The organism is Thermonema rossianum DSM 10300, from assembly GCF_000426825.1.
In the GTDB taxonomy this organism is placed as follows: Bacteria; Bacteroidota; Bacteroidia; order Cytophagales; family Thermonemataceae; genus Thermonema; species Thermonema rossianum.
Map to the genome: position 1 here is coordinate 276222 of NZ_AUGC01000001.1, position 21933 is coordinate 298154.

Below are 21933 nucleotides of genomic sequence, written 5' to 3' on the forward strand. Positions count from 1 at the left end.
CCGTTATTTGCTTTTTAACTTAATGAGCGTGGCACCATATCCGAACTTTTCCTTGTGCGCGTCCTGAAAGTACTCTACCTGTGGATGCCCGCTTGCTCTTTTCTGAATGGCGTCGCGCAACTTGCCGTTGCCTACTCCATGAATAAAGATGATTTCCGTCATGCCGGAAGCAATGGCCGCATCGAGCTTTCTTTCGAACACATCCAATTGATAGGCGAAGATGGCTTCGGGGCTCATGCCTTTGTGCTCGGGCAGCAGCTTTTCTATGTGTAAATCCACTTCATATTCGGGCGTTTCTACCGTCACATGGCTTTGCCCGGCTTGGTCTTGCTTCAAAAGGTTGTGAATAATCTGCTGGGCATCGATGGCACGGCTGACTTCCCACTCGGTAGCCTTCCATTGAAAATCTTTGTCCAGCTGAAAAACATAGCCTTGTTTATCAAGCACCGGTGCTATTTGCGATGCCTTGAAGAAGGTCGAAGCCCGGAACTGTAACTTGCGCAGCAAAGGCTGCGGCAAAGGATAGTAGCCTTGGCGGAAGAGCAACACTTGAAAATAGTAGATGCCCCACTTATCGAACTGTTCAATGTTTACCTCATCGATACGGGCATATTGCCGTGCTCCCAATACACCGCCTGCCACGCCCATATGATTGCCATTTTGCTCTTTGCTTACGGCATAAGGCGTAGTCCAGTCGGTATTGTTGATGAAGTACAGCTGATATAAACGGTCATTGGTGGGAATAAAAGCCAGATACAACCCTTTATAGCTGTAAAGCGGTGATTCGGTGCCGCCGCTTTGCTGCTTGCTCCCTTCTTGCGAAGCTCTTTTTTCGCTTGCCGGGCGGCTGCTTTTGGCAGGTGCCGGCTTGTCGAAATATTCATTTTCTTCGCCTGCAATGAGTACCAGCTCATTGGCTGCCACAGGAATAATGAAACCATCTTCAATTTCTACTTCGGCAATGTTGCCCTGTATTTTCACTACGACGCCCTCCATGTTGTCGTGCAGCAGGCGTACGCGGTCTCCTATGTTCATGGCAGTTGTTTTAAATTACATTGAAACATTTGAATTGAATTTCAGCCGGGCAGGAATGCCCGTACTTCAAAGCAAAAGTAACATTAATTTCCTAAAGCCTGCAGTAGCTTTTGTATGAAATCCATCTCATATCCCTTTTGTTGGGCATAACGGATGAGTTTAGCCTTCCGTTTCCGGCCGTCGGTTTCTGTTTTTTCGAGTTGTGCTGCTTTTTGTTGAAGCAGTTTATGCAAACAGCGCTCGTACTGCTCCGGCTCTATGCCGTCAAGTGCTTCGGCAATCAGCGTTTCATCGATGCCTTTTTGCCTTAAATGGAAGGCTATTTTTTGTTTGCCCCATTGTTTTTGCCTGAATTTGCTTTGTGCATAAAGGCATGCGAAACGCCGTTCATCGAGAAAGCCGTCGTCCATAAGCATCTCTATACATTGGCGCCGCTCTTGCTCGGAAAGGGTGAATTTGTCTTTGAGAAACTGCTCCACTTCGCGCGGGGCGCGCTCTTGATAGGCGCAATAGCGGCAAGCCTTGGCATATACTTCGTCGAAGGGGATGGCACGTGGAGGACGCCGGCGGTAGTTTCTCATCGTAAAAATTGATTATCTTCTTTTTCTCAAAATTACGAAGCTTGTGAAGAACATAAAGAAATGGCTGCTGCGTAGTCTGTGGTTGCTTGTGGGGCTGTCAGGCATGGTGTTGCTGTATTATGCCCCTTTATTGCCCTATGGTTGGCGCCAGTTGAAAGGGCAGCTGCGTATCTTATGGCATACGGTCCCCCTTGAAGAAGTGTGGAAAAGCGACACACTGCCGCCGGTAGTGCGCTATCGTTTGCATCTGATAGGAGAAATCAAACGCTTTGCAGAAACACAACTGGGGTTGATGCCCACAGACAACTACCGCACTTTTTATGATACGCAGGGCAAAGCGGTGTTGTGGGTGGTAACTGCGGCACCGCCCTATGCTTTGGATTACTACTACTGGCACTTTCCTGTGCTGGGCCGGGTTTCGTACAAAGGACACTTTGAGCGCCGCTATGCCGAGCAAGACTCTGCCCGCTTGGCTGCCGAAGGCTACGAAGTGTCTATTGGCGAAGTAGCTGCGTGGTCCACCTTGGGCATATTGAGTGATCCGGTGTTGTCTTCCATGACGGCACGCGAAGAAGGCGAATTGGCGGAGCTCATCATTCACGAGCTCACGCATGCAAGCGTTTACTTAGCCGATAGTGTGGAATTCAACGAAAATCTCGCTTCCTTTGTAGGGCAAGAAGGGGCTAAACGCTTCCTGGCACAGCACTACGGCAAGCACAGTTTTGTTTATCAAAACTATGTGCGCCGTTTGCACGACCGGGCGCTTTATACCGCTTGCCTTTTACAACAAGCGCAGACTTTGGATAGTCTGTATCGCAGCGAAGGCTTTCGTGCCCTCACCAATGAAGAGAAGCAGAAAACCAAGACATTGTTTTATGCACAATTGCAAAAGGCATTGCTTGCATTGCCTTTGAGCCCATCCACACTGGAGCGTATGCGGGCGCATCCACCGGTTTTTAACAATGTGGAATTATGTGATGTGCTTCGTTATTACAGGTATCAAGATACACTGCAGCAGCTTTTTCGCGAAAAGTTTCACCGGGACATTGCTACTATGATACAACATTTTAAAAACTAAAAATTTAGAAATGCCGGCTTGGTACAATCTTTGAAAATGAATAAATTAGAACAAAGTAAAATGCTATGAAAAAGTTAATATCCTTGGGGCTTTTGTGGGTACTGCTGGCAGCGGCAAGCTGGAAAGAAAGTTACCGTGTAGTACAGCACGACGCCTTTCAAGCCGGAGAAGAAATCGATTATTTGGTGCACTATATGTTTGTGAATGCCGGTACGGCGCACATTGAAATGAGCAAAAAGTTATATTCTGTCAATGGGCGCCCCTGTTACCGGGTCGATGTGTATGGTAAGAGCATCGGAGGGCTGGAAATGGTTACTCGAATACGCGACTTTTGGCGCTCTTATATCGATACGGCAGCCATTGCCCCGCATCGCTTTTACCGGAACATACAAGAGGGCAACTATAAAAAAGAAGAAACCACGCAGTTTTACCCTTTGAAACGTCTGGCAAAAGTAAAAGATGAAAACGGTGTATCGGTGGTGAAAACGCCCCCTTATGTGCAAGACCTGGTGAGCGGTTTTTATTATGTGCGTACACTGGATTTCAGCCAATATCAAAAAGGGGATACTTTGCGCATTCCGGGCATCTTGGAAGACGATATCTACGACTTGGCAGTCATTTACTTGGGCACGGAAGAGGTAGAAACCAAATTTGGATGGATAGACTGCCATGTGCTCTCGCCCGTCATGCCGCCCAATGAGCTCTTCAAAGGTACCCACCCCGTGAAAATGTGGGTTTCGTCAGACAAGAACCAAATCCCTGTGAAAATTGCTGCCGAACTGCTGATTGGTGCCGTGGAGGTGGATATTGAGCAGTATAAAAACCTGAAACATCCTATGCCATTCAGGAAAAAACAATAATATGAACATTTTTGTATTTTTTTTGATATTTAACTGCTTTTAAGGTCTCATAATGAGACCTTAATTTGTTTTATTCTTGTATATTTGCAGTCTACAAAACCGCACGGGCTATGAATGAATTAATGAAAAAAGCAGAAGCTTGCCTGCATGAACAAGACATCGTGGCCACCTTACGAGAACTAAGTGAGGCTTTTAAGGAGCGCGTGGCTTTTTCTACCAGCCTGAGCCTGGAAGACCAAATCATTACGCACTTCATCTTTAGCCACGATCTGCCTATCCGGGTGTTTACACTCGACACGGGGCGTTTGTTTCCTCAAACTTATGAAACGCTGGAGCGCACCCGCAAAAAGTATGGTAAGACCATAGAAGTGTATTTCCCACCGCAGGAAGAAGTGGAGCGCATGGTCAATGAAAAAGGCATGTTTAGTTTTTATGAGTCGGTGGAAAACAGAAAAGAGTGCTGCTTTATTCGTAAGGTATTGCCGCTCAACCGGGCGTTGAAGGGCGTAGCTTGCTGGATTACCGGCATCAGAGCCGAGCATTCGCCGCTGCGCAGCAATATGCGCTTGATAGAATGGGACGAAAGCCGCCAAATGGTAAAATATCAGCCCTTATTGCACTGGACAACCCCACAAGTAGAGGCTTTTGTAAAAGAGCACAATATCCCTTACAACCCACTCTTCGACCAAGGATTTTTAAGCATTGGCTGTCAGCCGTGTACGCGTGCCGTTGCCCCCGGTGAGGACATTCGCGCCGGACGCTGGTGGTGGGAGCAAAGCCACAAAGAGTGCGGCTTACACGCTCGTTAGTCTTATTTTTTTGACCTTTTTAACTGCTCAATGCCATGAAATACTTCGATTATTTAGACTACCTGGAGGCTGAAGCCATCCACATATTACGCGAAACAGCCGGGCAATTCGAACGCCCCGCCTTGCTTTTTTCTGGTGGTAAAGACTCTATTACCTTGGTGCATCTTGCTTTAAAGGCTTTTCGTCCGGGCAAATTGCCTTTCCCTTTGGTGCATATAGATACCGGCCACAACTTCCCCGAAGCCATTGCTTTTCGCGATGCGCTGGTGGAAAAAATTGGCGCCGACCTGGTGGTGGGCTATGTGCAAGACTCTATAGACCAGGGCAAGGTGGTAGAGCCCACAGGCAAATATGCCAGCCGGAATGCTTTGCAAAGTGTGACATTGCTCGATACCATCCAAGCCCACGGTTTTGATGCCTGTATAGGCGGGGCACGCCGCGACGAAGAGAAAGCACGTGCCAAAGAGCGCATCTTTTCGCATCGCGATGAGTTTGGGCAGTGGCAGCCCAAAAAGCAACGTCCCGAATTATGGAATATCTACAACGGCAGCATACGCAAAGGAGAGCACATGCGTGTATTCCCTATCAGCAACTGGACGGAGCTGGATGTATGGCATTATATCTTGCGTGAAGGTATAGAGTTGCCTTCCTTGTATTTTGCACACCGGCGCGAGTGCATCTTGCGTGACGGACAGCTTCTGGCAAACTCTGACTTCATCTATAAAGATGAACAAGACGTAATTGTAGAAAAGAAAGTACGCTTCCGCACCGTAGGCGATATGACTTGCACGGCTGCCGTTGAGTCAGAGGCAGAAACCGTAGAACAGGTGATAGAAGAAATCAAAGCGGCAAAAACCACCGAGCGCGGTACTCGCGTAGATGACCAAGTATCGGAAGCGGCCATGGAAGACCGCAAAAAACAGGGCTATTTTTAATTAAAAACCTTCTGAACCGGATTACAACTATGGATATACTTCGTTTTTTGACAGCCGGCAACGTAGATGACGGAAAAAGTACACTCATCGGGCGCATGCTCTACGACAGCCACGCATTGCTCGAAGACCAAATGCAAGCCATCGCCCGTGCCAGTAAAAATAAAGGACTTTCCGGTGATGAGCTCGACCTGTCTTTAATTACCGACGGGCTACGCGATGAGCGCCAACAAGGAATTACCATCGATGTAGCTTACAAATACTTCAACACACCCAAACGTAAGTTTATCATTGCCGACACACCGGGACACGTGCAGTACACCCGCAATATGGTAACCGGTGCTTCGAACTGCCAACTGGCAATTATTTTGATAGATGCCCGCCATGGCGTGACCGAGCAGACCCGCCGCCATAGCTATATTTCGGCACTGTTGGGCATCCCTCACTTTGTGGTTTGTGTGAACAAAATGGACTTGGTGGACTATTCACAAGCGCGTTTTGAAGAAATAGTAGAAGACTACCGGGCAATGGCGCAGTCCATGCCTGTACAAGAGGTGACCTTTATTCCTGTGAGCGCCTTAAAAGGGGACAATGTAGTGAAGCCATCGGGGCGCATGCCTTGGTATGAAGGCAAGCCTTTGTTGCAGCATCTCGAAGAGGTGCCCGTAACCGATGATATCAACTACCGGCTGACCCGCTTTCAGGTGCAATATGTTATTCGTCCCAAAGATGACCGTTTCCATGATTATCGTGGATATGCAGGCAGGATGATGAGCGGCGAGTTGAAAGCAGGCGATACGGTAATGGTATATCCTGCCGGTATGGTAACGACCGTCACCGGCATAGAGCTGGGCAACCGGCCACTCAACGAAACACAAGCGCCCATGTCTGCTACCCTGCTTCTGGCAGACGATATCGATATTTCACGGGGCGATTACATCTTCAAACCGGAGCAAATGCCTGCCATAGTGAATGAAGTAGAAGCTGACATCTGTTGGCTCGACCAAAAGCCTTTGATGCAAGGTGGAAAATATTGGTTGCAGCACCATAGCAAAAAAATACAATGCAAAGTAGAGCACATCGTTTATAAAACGGATATTCATAGCTTGCAGCCCATGGAAGGGCAGCCCCTTCTGGCTATGAACGATATTGGACGTGTGCGCTTGCGCCTGGCGGAAGAATTATGTATTGATGATTACCGTATCAATCGTGCTACCGGCAGTGCCATACTCATTGATCCGAATACGTACAACACGGTAGCCGCCGTGATGATGCGTGTGGACGAATGATTCGACGAACGTTAATCGAGTGAAATTATATTTTTATCGTATAAAAGTATGCATTCGTCGAGAAGTGCTTGCGCGCCCGGAATAATCCTTTTATCATTGTAGTAACATTAAATCAGAAATAAGATTTCCGCTTGTCGGATTATATATGTAGTGGTAGCTGAATCTCCCGGATGCCTTTGGCGCTCGGGAGATTGTTTTTTTATGGCGCTTTTCCTCTTTTCAAGAAAAGACTTGGATTATCAATAGAAAAGTTTAAGGATTGGCACCCTTATTGAGCCCTTTATAAGGATTATTTAATTCTTGACTAAAGGACTCATGCTTTGTAAAATGAAATTGCCAATAATTTTTTTGATAACATTTGGTGTATTATCTGCCTGTAAAGGAGATAAAGGCGATCCCGGGCCGCAAGGTGCACAAGGTGAAGCTGCTTATTTTACTTTTAACCCCGGATTGACCGTCATACTGCAAGGGGCGACACTCTCCGATGGCGTGACCGATTTTGGCGGCGACAGCGGCGATGATACCCTGAGCCTGACGCGTGGGGAAACTCCTTATTTTCGATACGCAAATGGCAGTCTCGATATATGGCTATACGAATATTTCAATGTAATTTCTTTTGACGGCTCTTTCCTTTATCTGAGTATTTCGTTAGGGAATGTAAGTGACCGCACGACAATAAGTGATGTCCGGATAGAGGGAGCATTGGAAAAGCAGATAAGTTCTACCGTTCTGCACGAGAAGTATCTGAGTATGGGAGATGCAGAACTATCCAATCAAGATAATATTGTAGTAAATGAATGGAATTACGACGCGAACTCCGGCAAGCTAAAATTTAGTATATCCGTGAAAGATGATCCGGCAGACGCCGACCAAGATGGTAATACTTTAAGCAACTTCAACGTAAGCGCAATGGAAATAAGTGGAGAGGTGCCCGTTGTCACTGTTCTTTCTCGCCGGAATAAAGTCAAGTAAGCTGTTTGCTAAACCTTTATGTACGCTTGATTTTAATGAATGATATGGTTTTGAGGGTGTTTACTTTGTTTCTTCCAACCATACACATAATGATTCAAACTCTTGAGGAGAGAGCTGCTCGGCGCGCCGGCTCAGGAAATTATGGCTCTTGCCGGCAGGCAAAAAGGCCTTCAAAGCATTTCGCAAGGTTTTGCGGCGTTGGTTGAAGGCTGCTTTCACGATGGTGAAGTAAAGCTTCTCATCACAGCGTAAGGGCTGCAGTGTGTCCGCTGCCTGCATGCGAATAACAGCCGACTGCACTTTGGGCGGCGGCAGAAACACATGGGGAGGCACGGTGAAGCAATATTCTATCTTGTAAAAACGCTGCAGCAACACACTCAAAATGCCGTAAGACTTATTGCCGGGCGGGGCAGCCAAACGCTCGGCAACTTCTTTTTGAATCATACATACTACTTCGGGAATATGCCGGCGGTGTTGCAGCACTTTGAAAAAGATTTGGGAGGAGATGTTATACGGAAAATTGCCGGCGATGGCCACGGGCTCTTGTATGAAAGGGCTTAAATCCATCGTAAGGAAATCATCGAAAAGAATGCGCCCTTGGGCATGCAGCCCGGGGTAGTGCTCTTGCAGGTAGGCAATGGATTCCCGGTCTATGTCGAGCAGATAAACGGTATAGGGCAATTCTAAAAGAAAGCGACTGAGCACGCCCGTACCGGCACCTATTTCTATCACCTGCCGGTAGTTGCCATGTCCTGTTAACTGCTTGGCTATTTTGCGGGCAATGTTGTCGTCTTTCAGGAAGTGCTGCCCTAAATGTTTTTTAGGCTTGACCATGCGTTTCTTTGCTTTCGTTTTGAGCGTCGTTCGCTTCTATCAGCCGGGCAAGTTGCAGACACAGGCGGCTGCCTATCATCAACACCTTGTCGTAGGCTATGGGCTTGGTAGAAGAGAAAAGAACCAGTGTAATGGCTTGTTGATAAATAACCAAGGTGCTGAATAAGTCCCGGAGTGTGGGGTATTGCTGCATGAGCGGGTTCAGGTAGTCTTTGGCTATGGTTTGAGCAAGTGAGGCATGCCCTACATATGCCCAACCGGCATCCGGAAGCAGCGAGAAGCTTTCTTTTTCCTTCTCTTTCAAACCATGGTAGTGCGTTTCCGGAATAAGCTGCACGTGCACCCCTTGTGGGTTGCCGGTATGCAAGTTAATGACAAAGAAGTTGAATTTATCGCGTAGTGTGCGCTCAATGAGGAGGGCACGCCCTTCCATGCCGGTTTTGAGCAACGGATAAACTTCATTGCTTTGTGTGCGTAGTTGTAGCTCTGCTTTTTCAAACTGTTTTTTGAGCGCTTCAAACTGCCGGACAAGCCTTTCGTTATAACGGCGGCTTTGACGGCGCGCATACACCCACAAAAAGGTAAAGCCCGCCACAACCACAAATAAAAGTGCTGACCAAAAATACATGGCTTTCCGGAATTATTTTATTGTCCCCCAAAGTTAGGGCTTTTGCAAATATATTCCTTTGTCTTGCTGATAAACATGGTAGCCTTGCATGGAATTTGTGATATATTGACTTTCACCAAATTATTCAAAACCATGAAATTAATAATCAAAAGTCTGTATCTGACGGGTTTGTTTGTATGTATGGCTACCTTAGCCCAAGCCCAGGTATATACCGGAGGCAATGTAAGTGTTGGCTTCGACAACAACACCACTTATGCCGATATCGCACCTGTTTTAGGGTATCAAATGGGAAAGGCAAGAGTAGGGGTGTCACCTGTGTTCAATTACAGTAAAACCACCAATCAGGATGCGCAATATAGCTTTGGTGCACGCCTGTTTGGGCAGTACACCGTCTTTCAAGGGTTTTTTCTTCATGCTGAATTCGAAAGCCTGAATGTGGAAGATCGCGCCAATGATGCCGACGGGCTGCCGCCTTATGATCGCACATGGGTGGTAGGATTGCCGGTAGGTGCCGGTTACAATCAACAGCTGACCGACCGTATCAATGCCCAATTTATGGTATTATGGAATGTGATTGAAAACGAGAATACACCTACTACCAACCCCATCATACGTGGCGGCATCAATTATAGTTTCTAATAGGTTGATAATGTGTTGATTGGCTATTGTGCTTCTATCGACTCTCCATTATATAGCCTGTCATTTCGAACGAAGCACAGCGAAGTGAAAAATCTCAAAACCCCTCAATATAAAAAGAGATTTCTCGCTTACGCTCGAAATGACAAAGGGGGAAGTTTAAAAGACAAAAGACAACAACTAAAGGAGAGCTATTTCTTCATCATGCCTATAAGCGGTAAAGCTGCCCTACCAAATGAAACTTATGCACACCTTGTCATCTCGACCCCCACGCAGCCTGTCATTTCGAACGGAGCGAAGCGTAGTGAGAAATCTCAAAGCCCCAACCATAAGAAGCAAAAAATATTTCTCGCTGCCGCTCAAGATGACAAAGAGGCGGAGAAGTGATTAAGCTGCTTTAAGGTGTGAAGTCAACTGCAACTGCCTTTATTGTTTGAAAGGCAGTTGCTTTAGTTTTTGGTGAGGGCGTGCGTAGGCGAAGCGCCGCAAAGGGGCAGGTAAATAATAAGCATCCAGCCCCAGAGCACTGACACCTTGGACTTCATGCAGTGCAAGAAAACCGTCGTTTTGCAGGAGGTCGTCGTGTTCAAGAATCACTTCCATCACTTCGCCTACTATAAGCCACACATCGTTGCTTGCAATGTGGTGCTTTTCTGCAAAACGGAGCCCTATCTTTACCGGCGCTTCTTTGACATAAGGTGCCGGGAACGACTCGCTGAACCACGGTCGTAGTCCCGTGGCTTCGAATTCAGACTCATCTTGCGCATATTTGGCGGAACATTGATGGGCTTTGTCCACAAAACCGGCCGTAATCAAGTTGAGTGTGTAATGTCCCGTGTTGGCTATATTGCTGTAAGTATGCCGTGGCACGGTCAGCGGGCGCATAATAAAGCCTATATGTGGTGGGTTGGCCCCTATGTGTACAATTGAGTTGAAGGTGCCCAGGTTGTGTGTGCCTTGTCCGTTGGTGGTACCAATCAGAAAAGCCGGCTTGAAGCCGCTCAATGTGTTCATAAAAGTACGGCGATAGAGTACATCCATCGCCAATATATCATTTTGAGAAAAATATTTCCGGCTCATGTGCTTTGTGTTTTTTGTAAAAAACTACCTTGAGCCGGAAATGTTTGACTTACCAGTTGGCAACCGTGCGTTGAAAAATGTCAAAAATGATTTTGTCCAAAATCTCTTGCACTTTGCTGCTTTCTACATCGGAAAGGCTGAGCCCTTGGTCGAAGTCGGCATATTGGGTGATGGTTTCTTCAAAGTTTTCTTCTTCGTTCAAGGTGTTCACAAAGCGGATACGCACCGAGATGGAAAGACGTGTTTGGGCTGCCTGATCGTTGCCGGTGGGGGCAATGGGGGCTATTGAATAGCCGGTGATTTCACCTTCTACATACAAATCGCCTCCATCGTTGACTACTGCCAGGCGGCTATTGCGCTGATAATAATCGCGCAATTGAATGGTGAGGTTTTGTGCCAAATCGGCCGGGCCGGCGCCCGCGTTATTAAAAAAGGTAGCAACGGTGATGCTTTGTGCGTTGGTGCTTACGCCGGAAAAGCTATAATGTCCACAGCCATAAAGACCGGGCAACAACAAAAGACTCAATATGAGTGCTGGATTGATTTTACAGATTCTCCAAACCATACTTTTTTATTTTTCGATAAAGCGTGCGTTCCGAAATGCCTAACTCTTCGGCAGCAGCCCGGCGCCGGTGGTTATGCTTTTTCAGCGCCTTGATTATCATTTCTTTTTCTTTGTCTTCGAGCGAAAGGCTCTCTTCTGCTTCTATTTCAATGACCGAGTCACTGTCGGGCAGTTCGATGGTCGGCGGTGTGCTTTCTGTTTCTTTTGAGCTTGAGCGTGTGCCGATCAGGCGCATTTCACGCCGCAACTCTTGGGTGTCAATATCCTGAAACAGCTCTTTGTGTTCTTCGATGATACGCTCACCTGCTTGGCTGCCCGACAGTTCTATGAGTTGAAAAACCAGCTTTTTCAACTCGGTGATGTCGCGCCGCATGTCAAAGAGCACCTTGTAAAGAATTTCCCGCTCGTTTAGGTCCTGCGCACCGTTGTTTTGTGATGTATGAAGCGGCATCGGCACCATGCTACGCTCTTCCTTCGGCAAAAAACGGCTGAGTATTTCAGCATTGATTTTGCGTTGAGGCGTTGTCAGCGATATTTGATAGACGAGGTTACGCAGTTGCCGTATGTTGCCCGGAAAGCGGTAGGCACGCAGCAGCTCCATGGCGTCTTCGGTGAGCTCTATGGGGGGCACGCGGTAGCGCTCGGCAAAGTCAATGGCAAATTTCTGAAAGAGTAGAAAGATATCATTGCCACGCTCGCGCAAAGGCGGCACATAGATAGTCATGGTGCTCAGACGGTAGTAGAGGTCTTCGCGGAATTTGCCTTCCCTTACTGCCTGCTCAAGGTTTACGTTGGTAGCAGCAATGATACGCACATCTGTTTTTTGTACCTTGGACGAACCGACGCGGATAAACTCGCCGTATTCCAATACGCGCAATAAACGGGCTTGGGTGCCCAGAGGCATTTCGCCTATTTCGTCGAGGAAGAGGGTGCCTTTATCGGCTACTTCAAAAAAGCCTTTGCGCGCTTCGGTTGCACCGGTGAAAGCCCCTTTTTCATGCCCAAACAACTCCGAATCGATGGTGCCTTCCGGAATAGCTCCGCAGTTGATGGCTAAAAAGGTGTTGTGGCGCCGCGGGCTTAGCTCATGAATGATTTTGGCAAAAGACTCTTTGCCCACACCGCTCTCGCCCAGAATCAGCACACTGAGGTCGGTGGGAGCTACCAATACAGCGCGTTCAATGGCTTGGTTGAGTAGTGGTGAGTTGCCAATGATACCAAACCGCTGTTTGATGGACTGTATATCAAAATCTTTGTTTCTTCTCAGCATTCGACCGTCTTATACTATTTGTGAAAAAATGTCAGCTTTATGCAAAGATAAGACAAATTGTCTTTTTGTGTAGCTTCATTGCGTGCCGCTATCATGAGGTATAGTTGAAGCTCTATAGTCTTCTGCCGGGCTTCTTTCGTATATGAAAACATACTAAAAACGCATGTCATATAGTTGAACAAACAAAAACCAATGAGCTTCATCGACGAATGGAAGGGAATACATCTGCCGGCGAACCGTTTACGCTTGCTCTTGCGCCATCGTGTAGAAGGCTTGTTTGCCGGTGAGCACCTGTCCGGCCGCTTGCATGAGGGCATGGAATTCGAGCAGTTCAAGGCTTATCAGCCGGGCGATGATGTAACCAAAATAGATTGGCGGGCTTTTTTGCGCAGCCGGAAGCTGTGGGTCAGGCAGTCGCCTTTTTTATCAAATACTGTAGTGCATTGCGTCTTGGATGTGTCTGCTTCCATGTTGTATGAAGAAGCCGGACGCTCCAAGTGGGCTTATGCGCAATTGCTGGCGGCAGCGCTCGGCTATCTTGCTTTGAAGCAGGGCGAAGGGCTGAGGGTATGGGGTAGCATGGAGGCGCAGCTCAAAGGGGGCGTTGCCTTATACCATCTGCATGCTTTGTTGCATCAATTAAGCCGGATGCGCGCAGGTGAAAAGCTGCCCGACTTAGCGGAAACCAAAGTCCCGGCAACCAAGGGACAGCACTTGTGGATGTTCTTTACTGATTTATACGATACACCTGCCTCATGGGTAGCTTTGTGGAAGCGGCTGCGTGCTTTGGGGCATGAAGTGCATTGTTGGCATATTTTGGGTGAGCAGGAAATCAATGCTTCGTGGAAAGGGACATTGGTGTTCAAGGACCTGGAAAGCAAACGGATAAAAAAGGTGCATATCGACAGCTACCGGAAGCTGTATTTGGCCAAGATGGAAGCTTTTCTCGAAGAAGCCCGCCAAAGCTGTTTGCAGACAGGCGTGCACTACCACCGCCTTCGTTTACAGGAGCCTATACATCGTGTCTTGTGGCAGGCATTGGGGTGAATTCATCTAATCAAAAAGAAAAAAGGCAGTGCATCAACACACTGCCTTTAATAATTATGTGCATAAGCAATATGATAAGCCCTTATTTTATCTTTTGGCTCACCTGCTCTACTTTGGCTTTCTTTGCTTGCTTTTCAGCTTGTTGTGTAGCTTTGGCGTTGTCCATGGCAATATAAGGAGCAATTACCAGAGCCACCACTGACATAAGTTTCAACAAGATATTCAACGAAGGACCGGAAGTATCTTTGAAGGGGTCGCCTACGGTGTCGCCTACTACAGCCGCTTTGTGAGGCTCAGAACCTTTGTAGAAGATTTCTTTTTTGCCGTTTACTTCAATTTCCACACCTTTTTCAAACATTTTCTTGGCATTGTCCCAGGCACCGCCGGCATTCGATTGGAAGATGGCCATCAATACGCCCGACACGGTAACGCCTGCCAACAAGCCGCCCAGCATTTCGGCACCACCAAAGAAACCGACCAGTACGGGGGTGACTACTGCAATGATACCGGGCAGTACCATTTCACGCAAAGCAGCTTTGGTAGAAATTTCCACGCAGCGTCCGTATTCAGCTTTGCCGTCGGCAGCTTCAAAAGTCTTGCGGTCTGCATCGGACCACTGCTTCATGTCTTTGCCTTCGTTTTTGCGCATTACGTTCAAGGCGGCTTTCAGCGCAGGAATTTCATTGAACTGACGGCGCACTTCCTGAATCATCGACTGGGCGGCACGTCCTACGGCATCCATAGCCATAGATGAGAAGAGGAAAGGCAGCATGCCACCAATAAACAAACCGGCCATTACTACGGGCGACGATACGTCGATGGCGCTGATGCCTGCCGTTACTTTGAAGGCACTGAACAGAGCCAGGGCAGTCAAGGCAGCCGAACCAATGGCAAAACCTTTACCGATGGCAGCCGTGGTGTTTCCTACGGCATCCAGCTTGTCGGTGCGCTCGCGCACTTCTTTGGGCAGCTCGCTCATTTCGGCAATACCACCGGCGTTGTCCGAAATAGGACCATAAGCATCCACAGCCAGCTGAATGCCGGTGTTGGCAAGCATACCCACAGCAGCAATGGCGATGCCATATAACCCGGCAAGCTGATAAGCGCCAATGACAGCAGCCGAGATGATAATCAAGGGCAGGGCAGTAGATTGCATACCCACACCCAGACCGGCAATAATGTTGGTGGCTACACCCGAAGCCGATTGCTTCACAATGCGACGTACCGGCGGCGTATCGGTACCGGTATAAAATTCAGTAATCAAACCGATAAGCAAGCCGGCTACCAAGCCAATAATGGTTGCCCAGAATACCCCCAGAGAAGTGTATGTTTTGTTTTCGAAAGTCCACTCGGCAGGCAGCAAGAAGTCAATGATGAAATAAGAAGCTGCCAGCATGATGATAGCAGAAATGAACTCACCGGTATTTAAAGCTTTTTGGGGGTTGCCGTCTTCTTTTACACGCACCAGATAAGAGCCAATGATAGAAGCGATGATGCCAAAGCCGGCAAGCACCAATGGCAACAACACAGCAGACAAGCCACCGAAGTCGTCAGCCAAGCCGTGTTGCATGAATGCCACACCCAATACCATGGTACCGATGATGGAGCCAATGTAAGACTCGAAGAGGTCGGCACCCATGCCGGCTACGTCGCCCACGTTGTCGCCCACGTTGTCAGCAATGGTAGCCGGGTTCAGCGGGTGGTCTTCCGGAATGCCGGCTTCTACTTTACCCACCAAGTCGGCACCTACGTCGGCAGCTTTGGTATAGATACCACCACCTACACGGGCAAAGAGTGCAATAGAAGAAGCACCAAACGAAAAGCCGGTTAATACGTTGATAACTTTTTGAACAGAAGCCGGATCATTGATGCCCCACATTTTAGAATACACCACGAAAAGCACGCCCAAACCGAACAAGCCCAAGCCTACTACGCCCAAGCCCATAACGGTACCACCGGTGAAGGCTACTTTCAGCGCACGGCTCAAGCTGTTACGGGCGGCATTGGTAGTGCGCACGTTGGCTTGGGTAGCCACACGCATGCCTATGAAACCGGCCAGGGCAGAGCAGATAGCACCCGTAATGAATGAGAGGGCAATTAAGCTTGAAGAGCTTGCCTCTTTGGCACCACTCAAGCCCAATATGACGGCCACCAGCAAAACAAACAGAATCAAAATGCGGTACTCGGCTTTCAAAAAGGCCATGGCACCTTCTGCAATTTTCTTGGCGATGCCTTGCATACGCTCGTCGCCTGGTTCGGCTTTCTTTACTTCAACGGCTTTTAGCCAGGTGAAGAACAAAGCCACTGCGCCTAAGGCAGGGACTAAGTAAATTAGTAAGTCAATACTCATAACGCTTTCGTTTTTATGTTGTTTTTTAGGTTACTTACTTCATGCAAATGCCTGCAAATATAGTAATTTTGACTAAACGAATCCTTGTATTTTTCCAATAACCTTTGGCGAAGGTTATAAAGAAAAAGACTTTCAAACTTAAAAAAACAAATGTATGGCAAAAGCATTTGCATTTCAGGTAGCCGAGCAAATACACATCAAACAATTGCGGCAAGGCTTTGCTGCTGCGCCCGAAGTAGCCACCAATGCCGAACTGTTGTATATTCTGCAGGATAAAAAATTTCTGCACGTCTTCGACTACGGTGTGGTTGCCTTTTATGGTTTCGATGAGGTAGAAATGAGCGACCATATTGCTTTCATAAAAAAGCACGCAGAAGCAGCACTCGAACAGCCTCTTTCGGACTTCATAGAAGTAGAAGTAAACGATCGTTTGGCTAAGCCGCGCGTCCAAGACGATGTGGTGATGATTCCGGACTTATCGCTCGATTACATTCGTATCATCACCCTGAATTTGGCGCAGTCTGTAGCACTCGATTTCTATGAAGAGCTGGCACTGCAGCTGCTGAAAGCCAACAAAGCCTATGTGGATGAGTTGGAAGAAAACGGGCGTTTAAAAATATCGAAGCGCAACCTGCTGCGCTTCATCGGGCGTTGCCGCAATGTAAAAAACAGCATTGTGGATAACCTCTACATTCTCGATGAACCTTTGATTACGTGGGAAGACCCCGATTTGAGCCGTTTGAACAGCCGTCTCAAAGAGTCTTTTGATATTTACAACCGCTTTCGCGACATGGACTATAAGCTGCGCATCATAGAAGAAAACCTCACGCTCTTTACTGACCTTATCCACCATCGCGAAAGCAGTCGTCTGGAATGGATTATCATTATTTTGATTTTGGTAGAGGTTGTCAACCTCTTGTTGGAAAAACTACTCTGAATCCGGCTCTTCGGGCTGATCCTCCTCGGGAAGATCTTCTATGGGAATGTCATCTATGGGCACGTCATCGATAGGCACGTCATCGATAGGTACGGCTTCGATATCCGGCTGCTCCTCGGGAAGATCTGCCTCCTCGCCTTCGGCACGGAAGGCTTCCGGACCCGGCATTTCTTTTACAAGGCGCAGCTGCACGCGCCGGTTACGTATGCGTCCCGATTCCGTAGCATTGTCGGCCACGGGGTTGAGGTCGCCCCAGCCCCGTAGCAAGAGCCGGTCGGGGGATATGCCCGCCTTCACGAAGTAGCTCCATACAGCCAACGCGCGTGCTTCCGATACTTTGACATTGGTGCGGCGGTCGCCGGTATTACAGGTATAGCCGGCAATTTCCAGCTTTAAGTCAGGGTTGGCACTCAGGATAGTGGTCAAGCGATCCAAGAACAAGCGGCTGCCAGGGCTTAGCTCTGTTTCGCCAAAGTGAAACAAGATACTGCGCAACAATAAATTATATTCGGCTTCTGCCAGCTCTACGTCTTCACGCTTGGCATAAACCAGTTCCGCATCCAGGCGCAAGAAGCGTGGCGCCAAATCTTTTAAGCTGTCGGGCAGGTTTTGTTCTACCAAGAGGGTATCGGGTTGAGGCACTATGCGCTTGATGGGGCGCTTCTTGTATCCGAAATCACGCCGGATGCCTATTTGCACCTCCAAAGCATTTTGCGGCACACTGAGGGCTTCGGCCGAAGGCATATTGAAGTCATAGCTGAAGCTAAAAGCATAACGCTGGTGCTCGAGCTGAATACCGGCAGTCACTACGCCATCGGGGTTGTACCATACATTGACGCCCAGGGTGGCTTCACGGTAAAGCAAGGAGTCGGGGTCCCATTCTTTGTTGAAATGATAAAATACGCCTAGACCTGCATTGAGCTGTGAAGGACCGTTGAAAGCCATAATGTAACGGGCATTCGGATGCAAAGACACCGAGTATTTTTCAATGGCTTTGAACGAAGCATTGGCAACCAAGGTCATGGGCAGCTTGTCGTCACCGCCAATAAAAGAAGTATTGGGTTGATTGATTTGCATAAGTGCCACACCGGCAGAAGCTATGGGGCGGCGTATGCTGTCGTCCCAACGCCATTGAAGTCCCACATCACCGGTAGGAAAAAACACGGCTGCATTTTCTATGTTTTCGCCATTGGGCAGGGTAGGGTCAAAACCGCCACCGCTCCATTGGCTGCCTGTGGTGAGGCTGTTCAGGTTCAGTGCTCTTTGAAAGAAGCCGGCTTGCCCTCCAATGCTTATGTAATGATGGCTGCTGTCGGAGAGCTTCCATAGGTAGGAAAAACCTATTTTCAGCCCGGAAGTACGCAGCAATCCATTAGCACCGGCTTGGTCGCTCAGTACGGTGGCACCTATGCCTGCCCAGCGGTAACCCAAGGTGTCTTCGAAACGCTTATACAGAGGGTAGGTGAGACTCAAGAGAGGCGTGGCAAAGGTAGTGCCACCACCCACCGATTCGCGCCTATAGAGCAGACTTGCCGACATGACGTCAGAGGTGGCAGGTAAAGCCGGGTTGGTCAACAAAGGGGATTGTTGATACTGTGTGAAAAACACATTTTGAGCTTTCAGGGCATGAAAGCTCCCCAGCATGCAAAAAGAAATCAAATACAAACTTAAAAAGCGTATAGTTGCCGGCATAAAAAATGCATTTTTACCTACCCTATCTTACAATGATAGCAAAAATTGTGAAAGCCTTAGGCTTCTTACGAAGAAAATGTTGCAAATGTTTATCTTGAAGGTTGTCCCAATATAAAAATAGCCGGCTTCTTGTGTAAGTCGGGCAGGTTTTGCTTCCAGCTTTTGACAGGCTGCGTAAATATCCACTCATCCGGGGAAGTTAAACTTACCCCAATACACAGGTGCAAGTCGGGCTGTACTTGCTTGACCACGGCTTCCAGCAAAGCATTGTTCCGGTAAGGCGTTTCCATAAATATTTGAGCAGCGCCTTGCCGGGCAGCCTGCTCTATTTCTTTCAGCTTCCGGGCACGTGCGCCCTTGTCTATGGGCAGATAACCATGAAAGCAAAAAGCCTGTCCATTCAGTCCCGAGCCCATAAGTGTTAAAAAAATGGAAGAAGCGCCTGTCAACGGACGCACGGCTACCCCATGGCGATGGGCCCATGCCACAATTTGAGCACCGGGGTCGGCTACTGCCGGCAAGCCGGCTTCTGATATCACGCCGAAATCGGTGCCTGCCAGCAGCTTTTTCAGCGGGGCATCCAAGCTATGAAAGTCGCTTTTTTTATGCCACTCGTAAAACTCCAGAGCGCCAATGTCAACGCCTATTTTCAAAGCACTGATAAAACGGCGGGCAGAACGCACATTTTCCACAAAAAAACAACGCACGTGGCGCAGCACTTCAATGACCTGCGGCGTGGTGACTGCCTGCTCGCTGCCGCTTGCCAGTGCCGATGGAATCAAAAAAAGTGTGCCGGATGTATTGGTGCCCATATGGTTGCCGGTTTAGTTTTGACTATTGACGAACGGCAGAGCGCAGTGCTGCCGGGAAGGTGTTGGAATCATACTGATGCAAACGAAGGTGTGCCTGTTCGTAAAAAGGGCGGCGCTTTTCATAAAGCTCGATTACAAAGCGCCGGAGACGCTCTTCCGTATCGCACTCCTTTAAAAGCGGACGTTGCGCCCGCCCATGCCACAGACGCTGTATGATGCTTTCAAGCGGGCAATCCAGGAATACCACCAAGCCATTTTTTTTCATGAATGCCATGTTGTCGAAAAAACAGGGCGTACCGCCGCCGGTAGCTATGATACGGTTCGCTCCTTGACTAATCTGATGAAGCACCTGGCGCTCTATTTCCCTGAATTGCGCTTCGCCCGATGCTTCAAACAGTGCCGGGATGCTCTGCCCGTGCAGTGCTTCAATGAACACGTCCATATCATAGAACTTGTACCCCATGGAGCGTGCCCATGCCATGCCACAAGTGGTTTTGCCTGCACCGGGCATTCCTATCAAGTAAACGACCATTTGATTCTCTGCTCTAAGCTTTTTATTTTTCCCAAAAATAAACAAAAAGCTGTGCAATCACTGAAAGACCAAATCAAGCAAAGAGCCGAAGCACTAACCGGTGAGCTGGTAGCCATCCGCCGGCATTTGCATCAACATCCTGAACTCTCTTTTCAAGAACACGAAACGGCACGTTATGTAGCCGGCCGTCTTAGCGATATAGGCATTCCCTTTGAGGCAGGCATTGCCGGCACGGGCATTGTGGCGAAGATAGAAGGCAAAAATCCGGAGAAAAAGACCATAGCCCTGCGTGCCGATATGGATGCCCTGCCCATTGAAGAAGCCAATGATGTGCCTTACCGCTCGCAGAACCCGGGGGTTATGCATGCCTGCGGGCATGATGTGCATACCACTTGCCTGCTGGGCGCCGCCCGTTTGTTGTATGAATGCAGAGACCACTGGGAGGGTACTGTCAAGCTTCTTTTTCAGCCCGGCGAGGAGCGCATTCCCGGAGGGGCTTCTTTGATGATAAAAGAGGGGGCTTTGGAAAACCCGCGCCCTTCGGCAGTGATAGGCCAGCACGTCATGCCCTTGATTCCGGTAGGCAAGGTTGGCTTTCGTGAAGGCATGTACATGGCAAGCACCGATGAGTTGTATTTGCGCGTCATAGGGAAGGGCGGGCACGGTGCCATGCCCGAGCTGTGCATTGACCCCGTAGCCATTGCTGCGCAAATCATCGTGGCCTTGCAGCAAGTCGTCAGCCGCCGCAGCAGCCCCAAAATGCCTACGGTGCTCACTTTTGGAAAAGTGGTAGCCAATGGAGCTACCAACGTCATTCCCAATGAGGTGTACCTCGAAGGCACTTTCCGCACTTTCGATGAACAGTGGCGTGCTCAAGCCCACGACATCATTAGACAAATGGCCACCGGCATAGCCGAAAGCATGGGCGCCCGCTGTGAGGTGGAAATACGCAAAGGCTACCCTTTCCTTTACAATGCGCCCGAATTGACGCGCAGAGCCAAGCAAGCCGCCATTGAGTATTTGGGTGAAGAAAACGTGGTAGATTTGGACTTATGGCTGGCAGCCGAGGACTTTGCTTACTACAGCCAAGTAGCCGATGCTTGTTTTTACCGCTTGGGTACACGCAATGAAGCGCGTGGCATTGTGTCATCGGTGCACACGCCCACTTTCGATATAGACGAAGCAGCGCTGCCCATAGGGGCCGGCCTGATGGCGTGGCTGGCACTTACCGAACTCCGGCAATGATTCTATAACCGTATTGCCCGGGTCATTTCCCGTTTGCCGGGTGGTCCGGGCAGTGCTTCCACGGCAAAGCCATGGCTTTTTAAGAGGCGTTTAAATGCACCTTGAGCACAGTAAGTGACTACTACGCTGCCCGGGTGAGTCAAGGCATGCAGCTTCTGCACGCTTGCCGTGTCCCATAGCTCTGCCTGCGCCGAAGGTGCAAAGGCATCGTAGTAAATAAGGTCAAAAGTATGCTCACTTTGAAACGCCTGCCATGTGATGTGGTGTTTCATTACCTGCATGCGTGCCCCCCAAGCGAAAGCGTGTGCCCATGGTTTTTCATGCAGTTCGATGAAAGCGGGATGCCAAGCCCTAAGGGCCGGAGGCAGCGGATAGGCGCGTATGGTTTCAAGAGCCAGTGGGTAGGCTTCTATGCCTTCATAAGCGAGGCAGTGTGAGGGAAGCCGCTCTTCTAAGATGATGCGGCTCAGCAGGGCATTCAAGCCGGAGCCAAAGCCCATCTCTAAAATTTTTATCTTGCTTTGGCGTTCTGCAACAAACAAAAGCCCTTGTTCGATGAACACATGCATGGATTCTTGCAGTGCGCCGTGTGTGGAGTGGTAGGTAGCGCCCAGCAAAGGATGGCGCAGTGTGAACGAACCGTCTTGTGTTTCAAGCAGAGGAGCGTTGATGGGGGCTTCTTGCATTTTGGGAAAACACTTATTTAGAAACTTTTAAAATAACTACTTTTGTATAAAATCAAAGATACG

23 protein-coding genes are annotated in these 21933 nt (G+C 48.7%); 11 read left to right on the top strand and 12 right to left on the bottom strand.

Translation table 11 applies throughout. The annotated features are described in order from the left end of the window. Positions 1-3: 3 nt before the first annotated feature. Together K384_RS01320 and K384_RS01325 are read right to left on the bottom strand one after the other, a co-directional pair. On the bottom strand, positions 4-1035 hold the full coding sequence (locus tag K384_RS01320; protein WP_038028598.1) for a Smr/MutS family protein: 1032 nt from the start codon (positions 1033-1035) through the stop codon (positions 4-6). An 83-nt stretch (positions 1036-1118) separates the two neighbouring features. Continuing rightward, positions 1119-1616 carry a regulatory protein RecX gene (locus tag K384_RS01325; RefSeq protein WP_051633001.1) on the bottom strand — a complete coding sequence of 166 codons (498 nt, stop codon included), beginning with the start codon at positions 1614-1616 and terminating at the stop codon, positions 1119-1121. 43 nt (positions 1617-1659) lie between these two features. Here K384_RS01325 and K384_RS01330 point away from each other — a divergent pair, with 43 nt between their 5' ends. The 6 genes from K384_RS01330 to K384_RS01355 all read left to right on the top strand — a co-directional run bounded on the left by K384_RS01330 (position 1660) and on the right by K384_RS01355 (position 7556). Further along, entirely contained in the window at positions 1660-2694 is a 1035-nt protein-coding gene (locus K384_RS01330) for an aminopeptidase (protein ID WP_051633002.1), read from the top strand. 65 nt (positions 2695-2759) lie between these two features. Next, positions 2760-3554 carry a DUF3108 domain-containing protein gene (locus K384_RS01335; RefSeq protein WP_038028600.1) on the top strand — a complete coding sequence of 265 codons (795 nt, stop codon included), beginning with the start codon at positions 2760-2762 and terminating at the stop codon, positions 3552-3554. Positions 3555-3664: 110 nt separating this feature from the next. After that, positions 3665-4363 carry a phosphoadenylyl-sulfate reductase gene (locus K384_RS01340; RefSeq protein WP_038028603.1) on the top strand — a complete coding sequence of 233 codons (699 nt, stop codon included), beginning with the start codon at positions 3665-3667 and terminating at the stop codon, positions 4361-4363. Between the two features lie 35 nt (positions 4364-4398). Continuing rightward, positions 4399-5298 carry a sulfate adenylyltransferase subunit CysD gene (gene cysD / locus K384_RS01345; protein ID WP_038028606.1) on the top strand — a complete coding sequence of 300 codons (900 nt, stop codon included), beginning with the start codon at positions 4399-4401 and terminating at the stop codon, positions 5296-5298. 29 nt (positions 5299-5327) lie between these two features. After that, entirely contained in the window at positions 5328-6584 is a 1257-nt protein-coding gene (locus K384_RS01350; protein WP_038028608.1) for a sulfate adenylyltransferase subunit 1, read from the top strand. Positions 6585-6884: 300 nt separating this feature from the next. Further along, positions 6885-7556, top strand: a complete 672-nt coding sequence (locus tag K384_RS01355; protein ID WP_157630003.1) for a hypothetical protein — start codon at positions 6885-6887, stop codon at positions 7554-7556. Positions 7557-7616: 60 nt separating this feature from the next. Here K384_RS01355 and rsmA read toward each other — a convergent pair whose 3' ends face one another. Together rsmA and K384_RS01365 are read right to left on the bottom strand one after the other, a co-directional pair. After that, positions 7617-8390, bottom strand: a complete 774-nt coding sequence (rsmA, locus tag K384_RS01360) for a 16S rRNA (adenine(1518)-N(6)/adenine(1519)-N(6))-dimethyltransferase RsmA (protein ID WP_038028612.1) — start codon at positions 8388-8390, stop codon at positions 7617-7619. Next, a complete protein-coding gene (locus tag K384_RS01365) occupies positions 8377-9018 on the bottom strand; it encodes a hypothetical protein (protein WP_038028614.1) in 642 nt (213 codons plus the stop codon). Before K384_RS01365 ends, rsmA begins: the two co-directional genes overlap by 14 nt. 132 nt (positions 9019-9150) lie before the next feature. On the opposite strand from K384_RS01365, the gene K384_RS01370 reads away from it, so the two are divergent. Then, positions 9151-9657 (top strand): hypothetical protein, encoded by a 507-nt coding sequence (locus tag K384_RS01370; RefSeq protein ID WP_157630004.1) that lies wholly within the window; start codon positions 9151-9153, stop codon positions 9655-9657. 12 nt (positions 9658-9669) lie between these two features. After that, positions 9670-10041, top strand: coding sequence for a hypothetical protein (locus K384_RS01375; RefSeq protein WP_157630005.1), 372 nt, complete (start codon positions 9670-9672; stop codon positions 10039-10041). Between the two features lie 39 nt (positions 10042-10080). Here the strand turns inward: K384_RS01375 and K384_RS01380 are convergent, their stop codons facing one another. Genes K384_RS01380 through K384_RS01390 form a run of 3 tightly spaced genes read right to left on the bottom strand, consistent with a single transcriptional unit; the run spans position 10081 to position 12569 of the window. Beyond that, positions 10081-10734 carry a flavin reductase family protein gene (locus tag K384_RS01380; RefSeq protein WP_038028621.1) on the bottom strand — a complete coding sequence of 218 codons (654 nt, stop codon included), beginning with the start codon at positions 10732-10734 and terminating at the stop codon, positions 10081-10083. Positions 10735-10783: 49 nt separating this feature from the next. Further along, on the bottom strand, positions 10784-11299 hold the full coding sequence (locus K384_RS01385) for an LptE family protein (RefSeq protein WP_038028624.1): 516 nt from the start codon (positions 11297-11299) through the stop codon (positions 10784-10786). Continuing rightward, positions 11280-12569, bottom strand: a complete 1290-nt coding sequence (locus K384_RS01390) for a sigma-54 interaction domain-containing protein (protein ID WP_038028626.1) — start codon at positions 12567-12569, stop codon at positions 11280-11282. Before K384_RS01390 ends, K384_RS01385 begins: the two co-directional genes overlap by 20 nt. Before the next feature lie 192 nt (positions 12570-12761). Here K384_RS01390 and K384_RS01400 point away from each other — a divergent pair, with 192 nt between their 5' ends. Next, positions 12762-13616: a DUF58 domain-containing protein gene (locus tag K384_RS01400; protein ID WP_038028630.1), complete on the top strand. Its 855-nt coding sequence runs from the start codon at positions 12762-12764 to the stop codon at positions 13614-13616. A gap of 82 nt (positions 13617-13698) precedes the next feature. Here the strand turns inward: K384_RS01400 and K384_RS01405 are convergent, their stop codons facing one another. Next, positions 13699-15966: a sodium-translocating pyrophosphatase gene (locus K384_RS01405; RefSeq protein ID WP_051633004.1), complete on the bottom strand. Its 2268-nt coding sequence runs from the start codon at positions 15964-15966 to the stop codon at positions 13699-13701. Positions 15967-16120: 154 nt separating this feature from the next. Here K384_RS01405 and K384_RS13550 point away from each other — a divergent pair, with 154 nt between their 5' ends. Further along, a complete protein-coding gene (locus K384_RS13550; RefSeq protein ID WP_038028631.1) occupies positions 16121-16903 on the top strand; it encodes an RMD1 family protein in 783 nt (260 codons plus the stop codon). Here the strand turns inward: K384_RS13550 and K384_RS01415 are convergent. The 3 genes from K384_RS01415 to K384_RS01425 form a co-directional block, all read right to left on the bottom strand. Continuing rightward, positions 16895-18595 (bottom strand): PorP/SprF family type IX secretion system membrane protein, encoded by a 1701-nt coding sequence (locus K384_RS01415; RefSeq protein ID WP_038028634.1) that lies wholly within the window; start codon positions 18593-18595, stop codon positions 16895-16897. The two genes, K384_RS13550 and K384_RS01415, sit on opposite strands and share 9 nt — an antisense overlap. Before the next feature lie 89 nt (positions 18596-18684). Next, positions 18685-19407 carry an SAM-dependent methyltransferase gene (locus K384_RS01420; RefSeq protein WP_038028637.1) on the bottom strand — a complete coding sequence of 241 codons (723 nt, stop codon included), beginning with the start codon at positions 19405-19407 and terminating at the stop codon, positions 18685-18687. Positions 19408-19429: 22 nt separating this feature from the next. Further along, positions 19430-19939 (bottom strand): shikimate kinase, encoded by a 510-nt coding sequence (locus K384_RS01425; protein ID WP_038028640.1) that lies wholly within the window; start codon positions 19937-19939, stop codon positions 19430-19432. Between the two features lie 51 nt (positions 19940-19990). On the opposite strand from K384_RS01425, the gene K384_RS01430 reads away from it, so the two are divergent. Beyond that, on the top strand, positions 19991-21184 hold the full coding sequence (locus tag K384_RS01430; RefSeq protein ID WP_394330436.1) for a M20 metallopeptidase family protein: 1194 nt from the start codon (positions 19991-19993) through the stop codon (positions 21182-21184). A 2-nt stretch (positions 21185-21186) separates the two neighbouring features. On the opposite strand, the gene mnmD is transcribed toward K384_RS01430, so the two are convergent. Beyond that, the gene (gene mnmD, locus K384_RS01435) at positions 21187-21870 is read right to left on the bottom strand and encodes a tRNA (5-methylaminomethyl-2-thiouridine)(34)-methyltransferase MnmD (RefSeq protein WP_038028643.1); all 684 of its coding nucleotides are present in this window, start codon (positions 21868-21870) and stop codon (positions 21187-21189) included. Between the last annotated feature and the right edge of the window lie 63 nt (positions 21871-21933).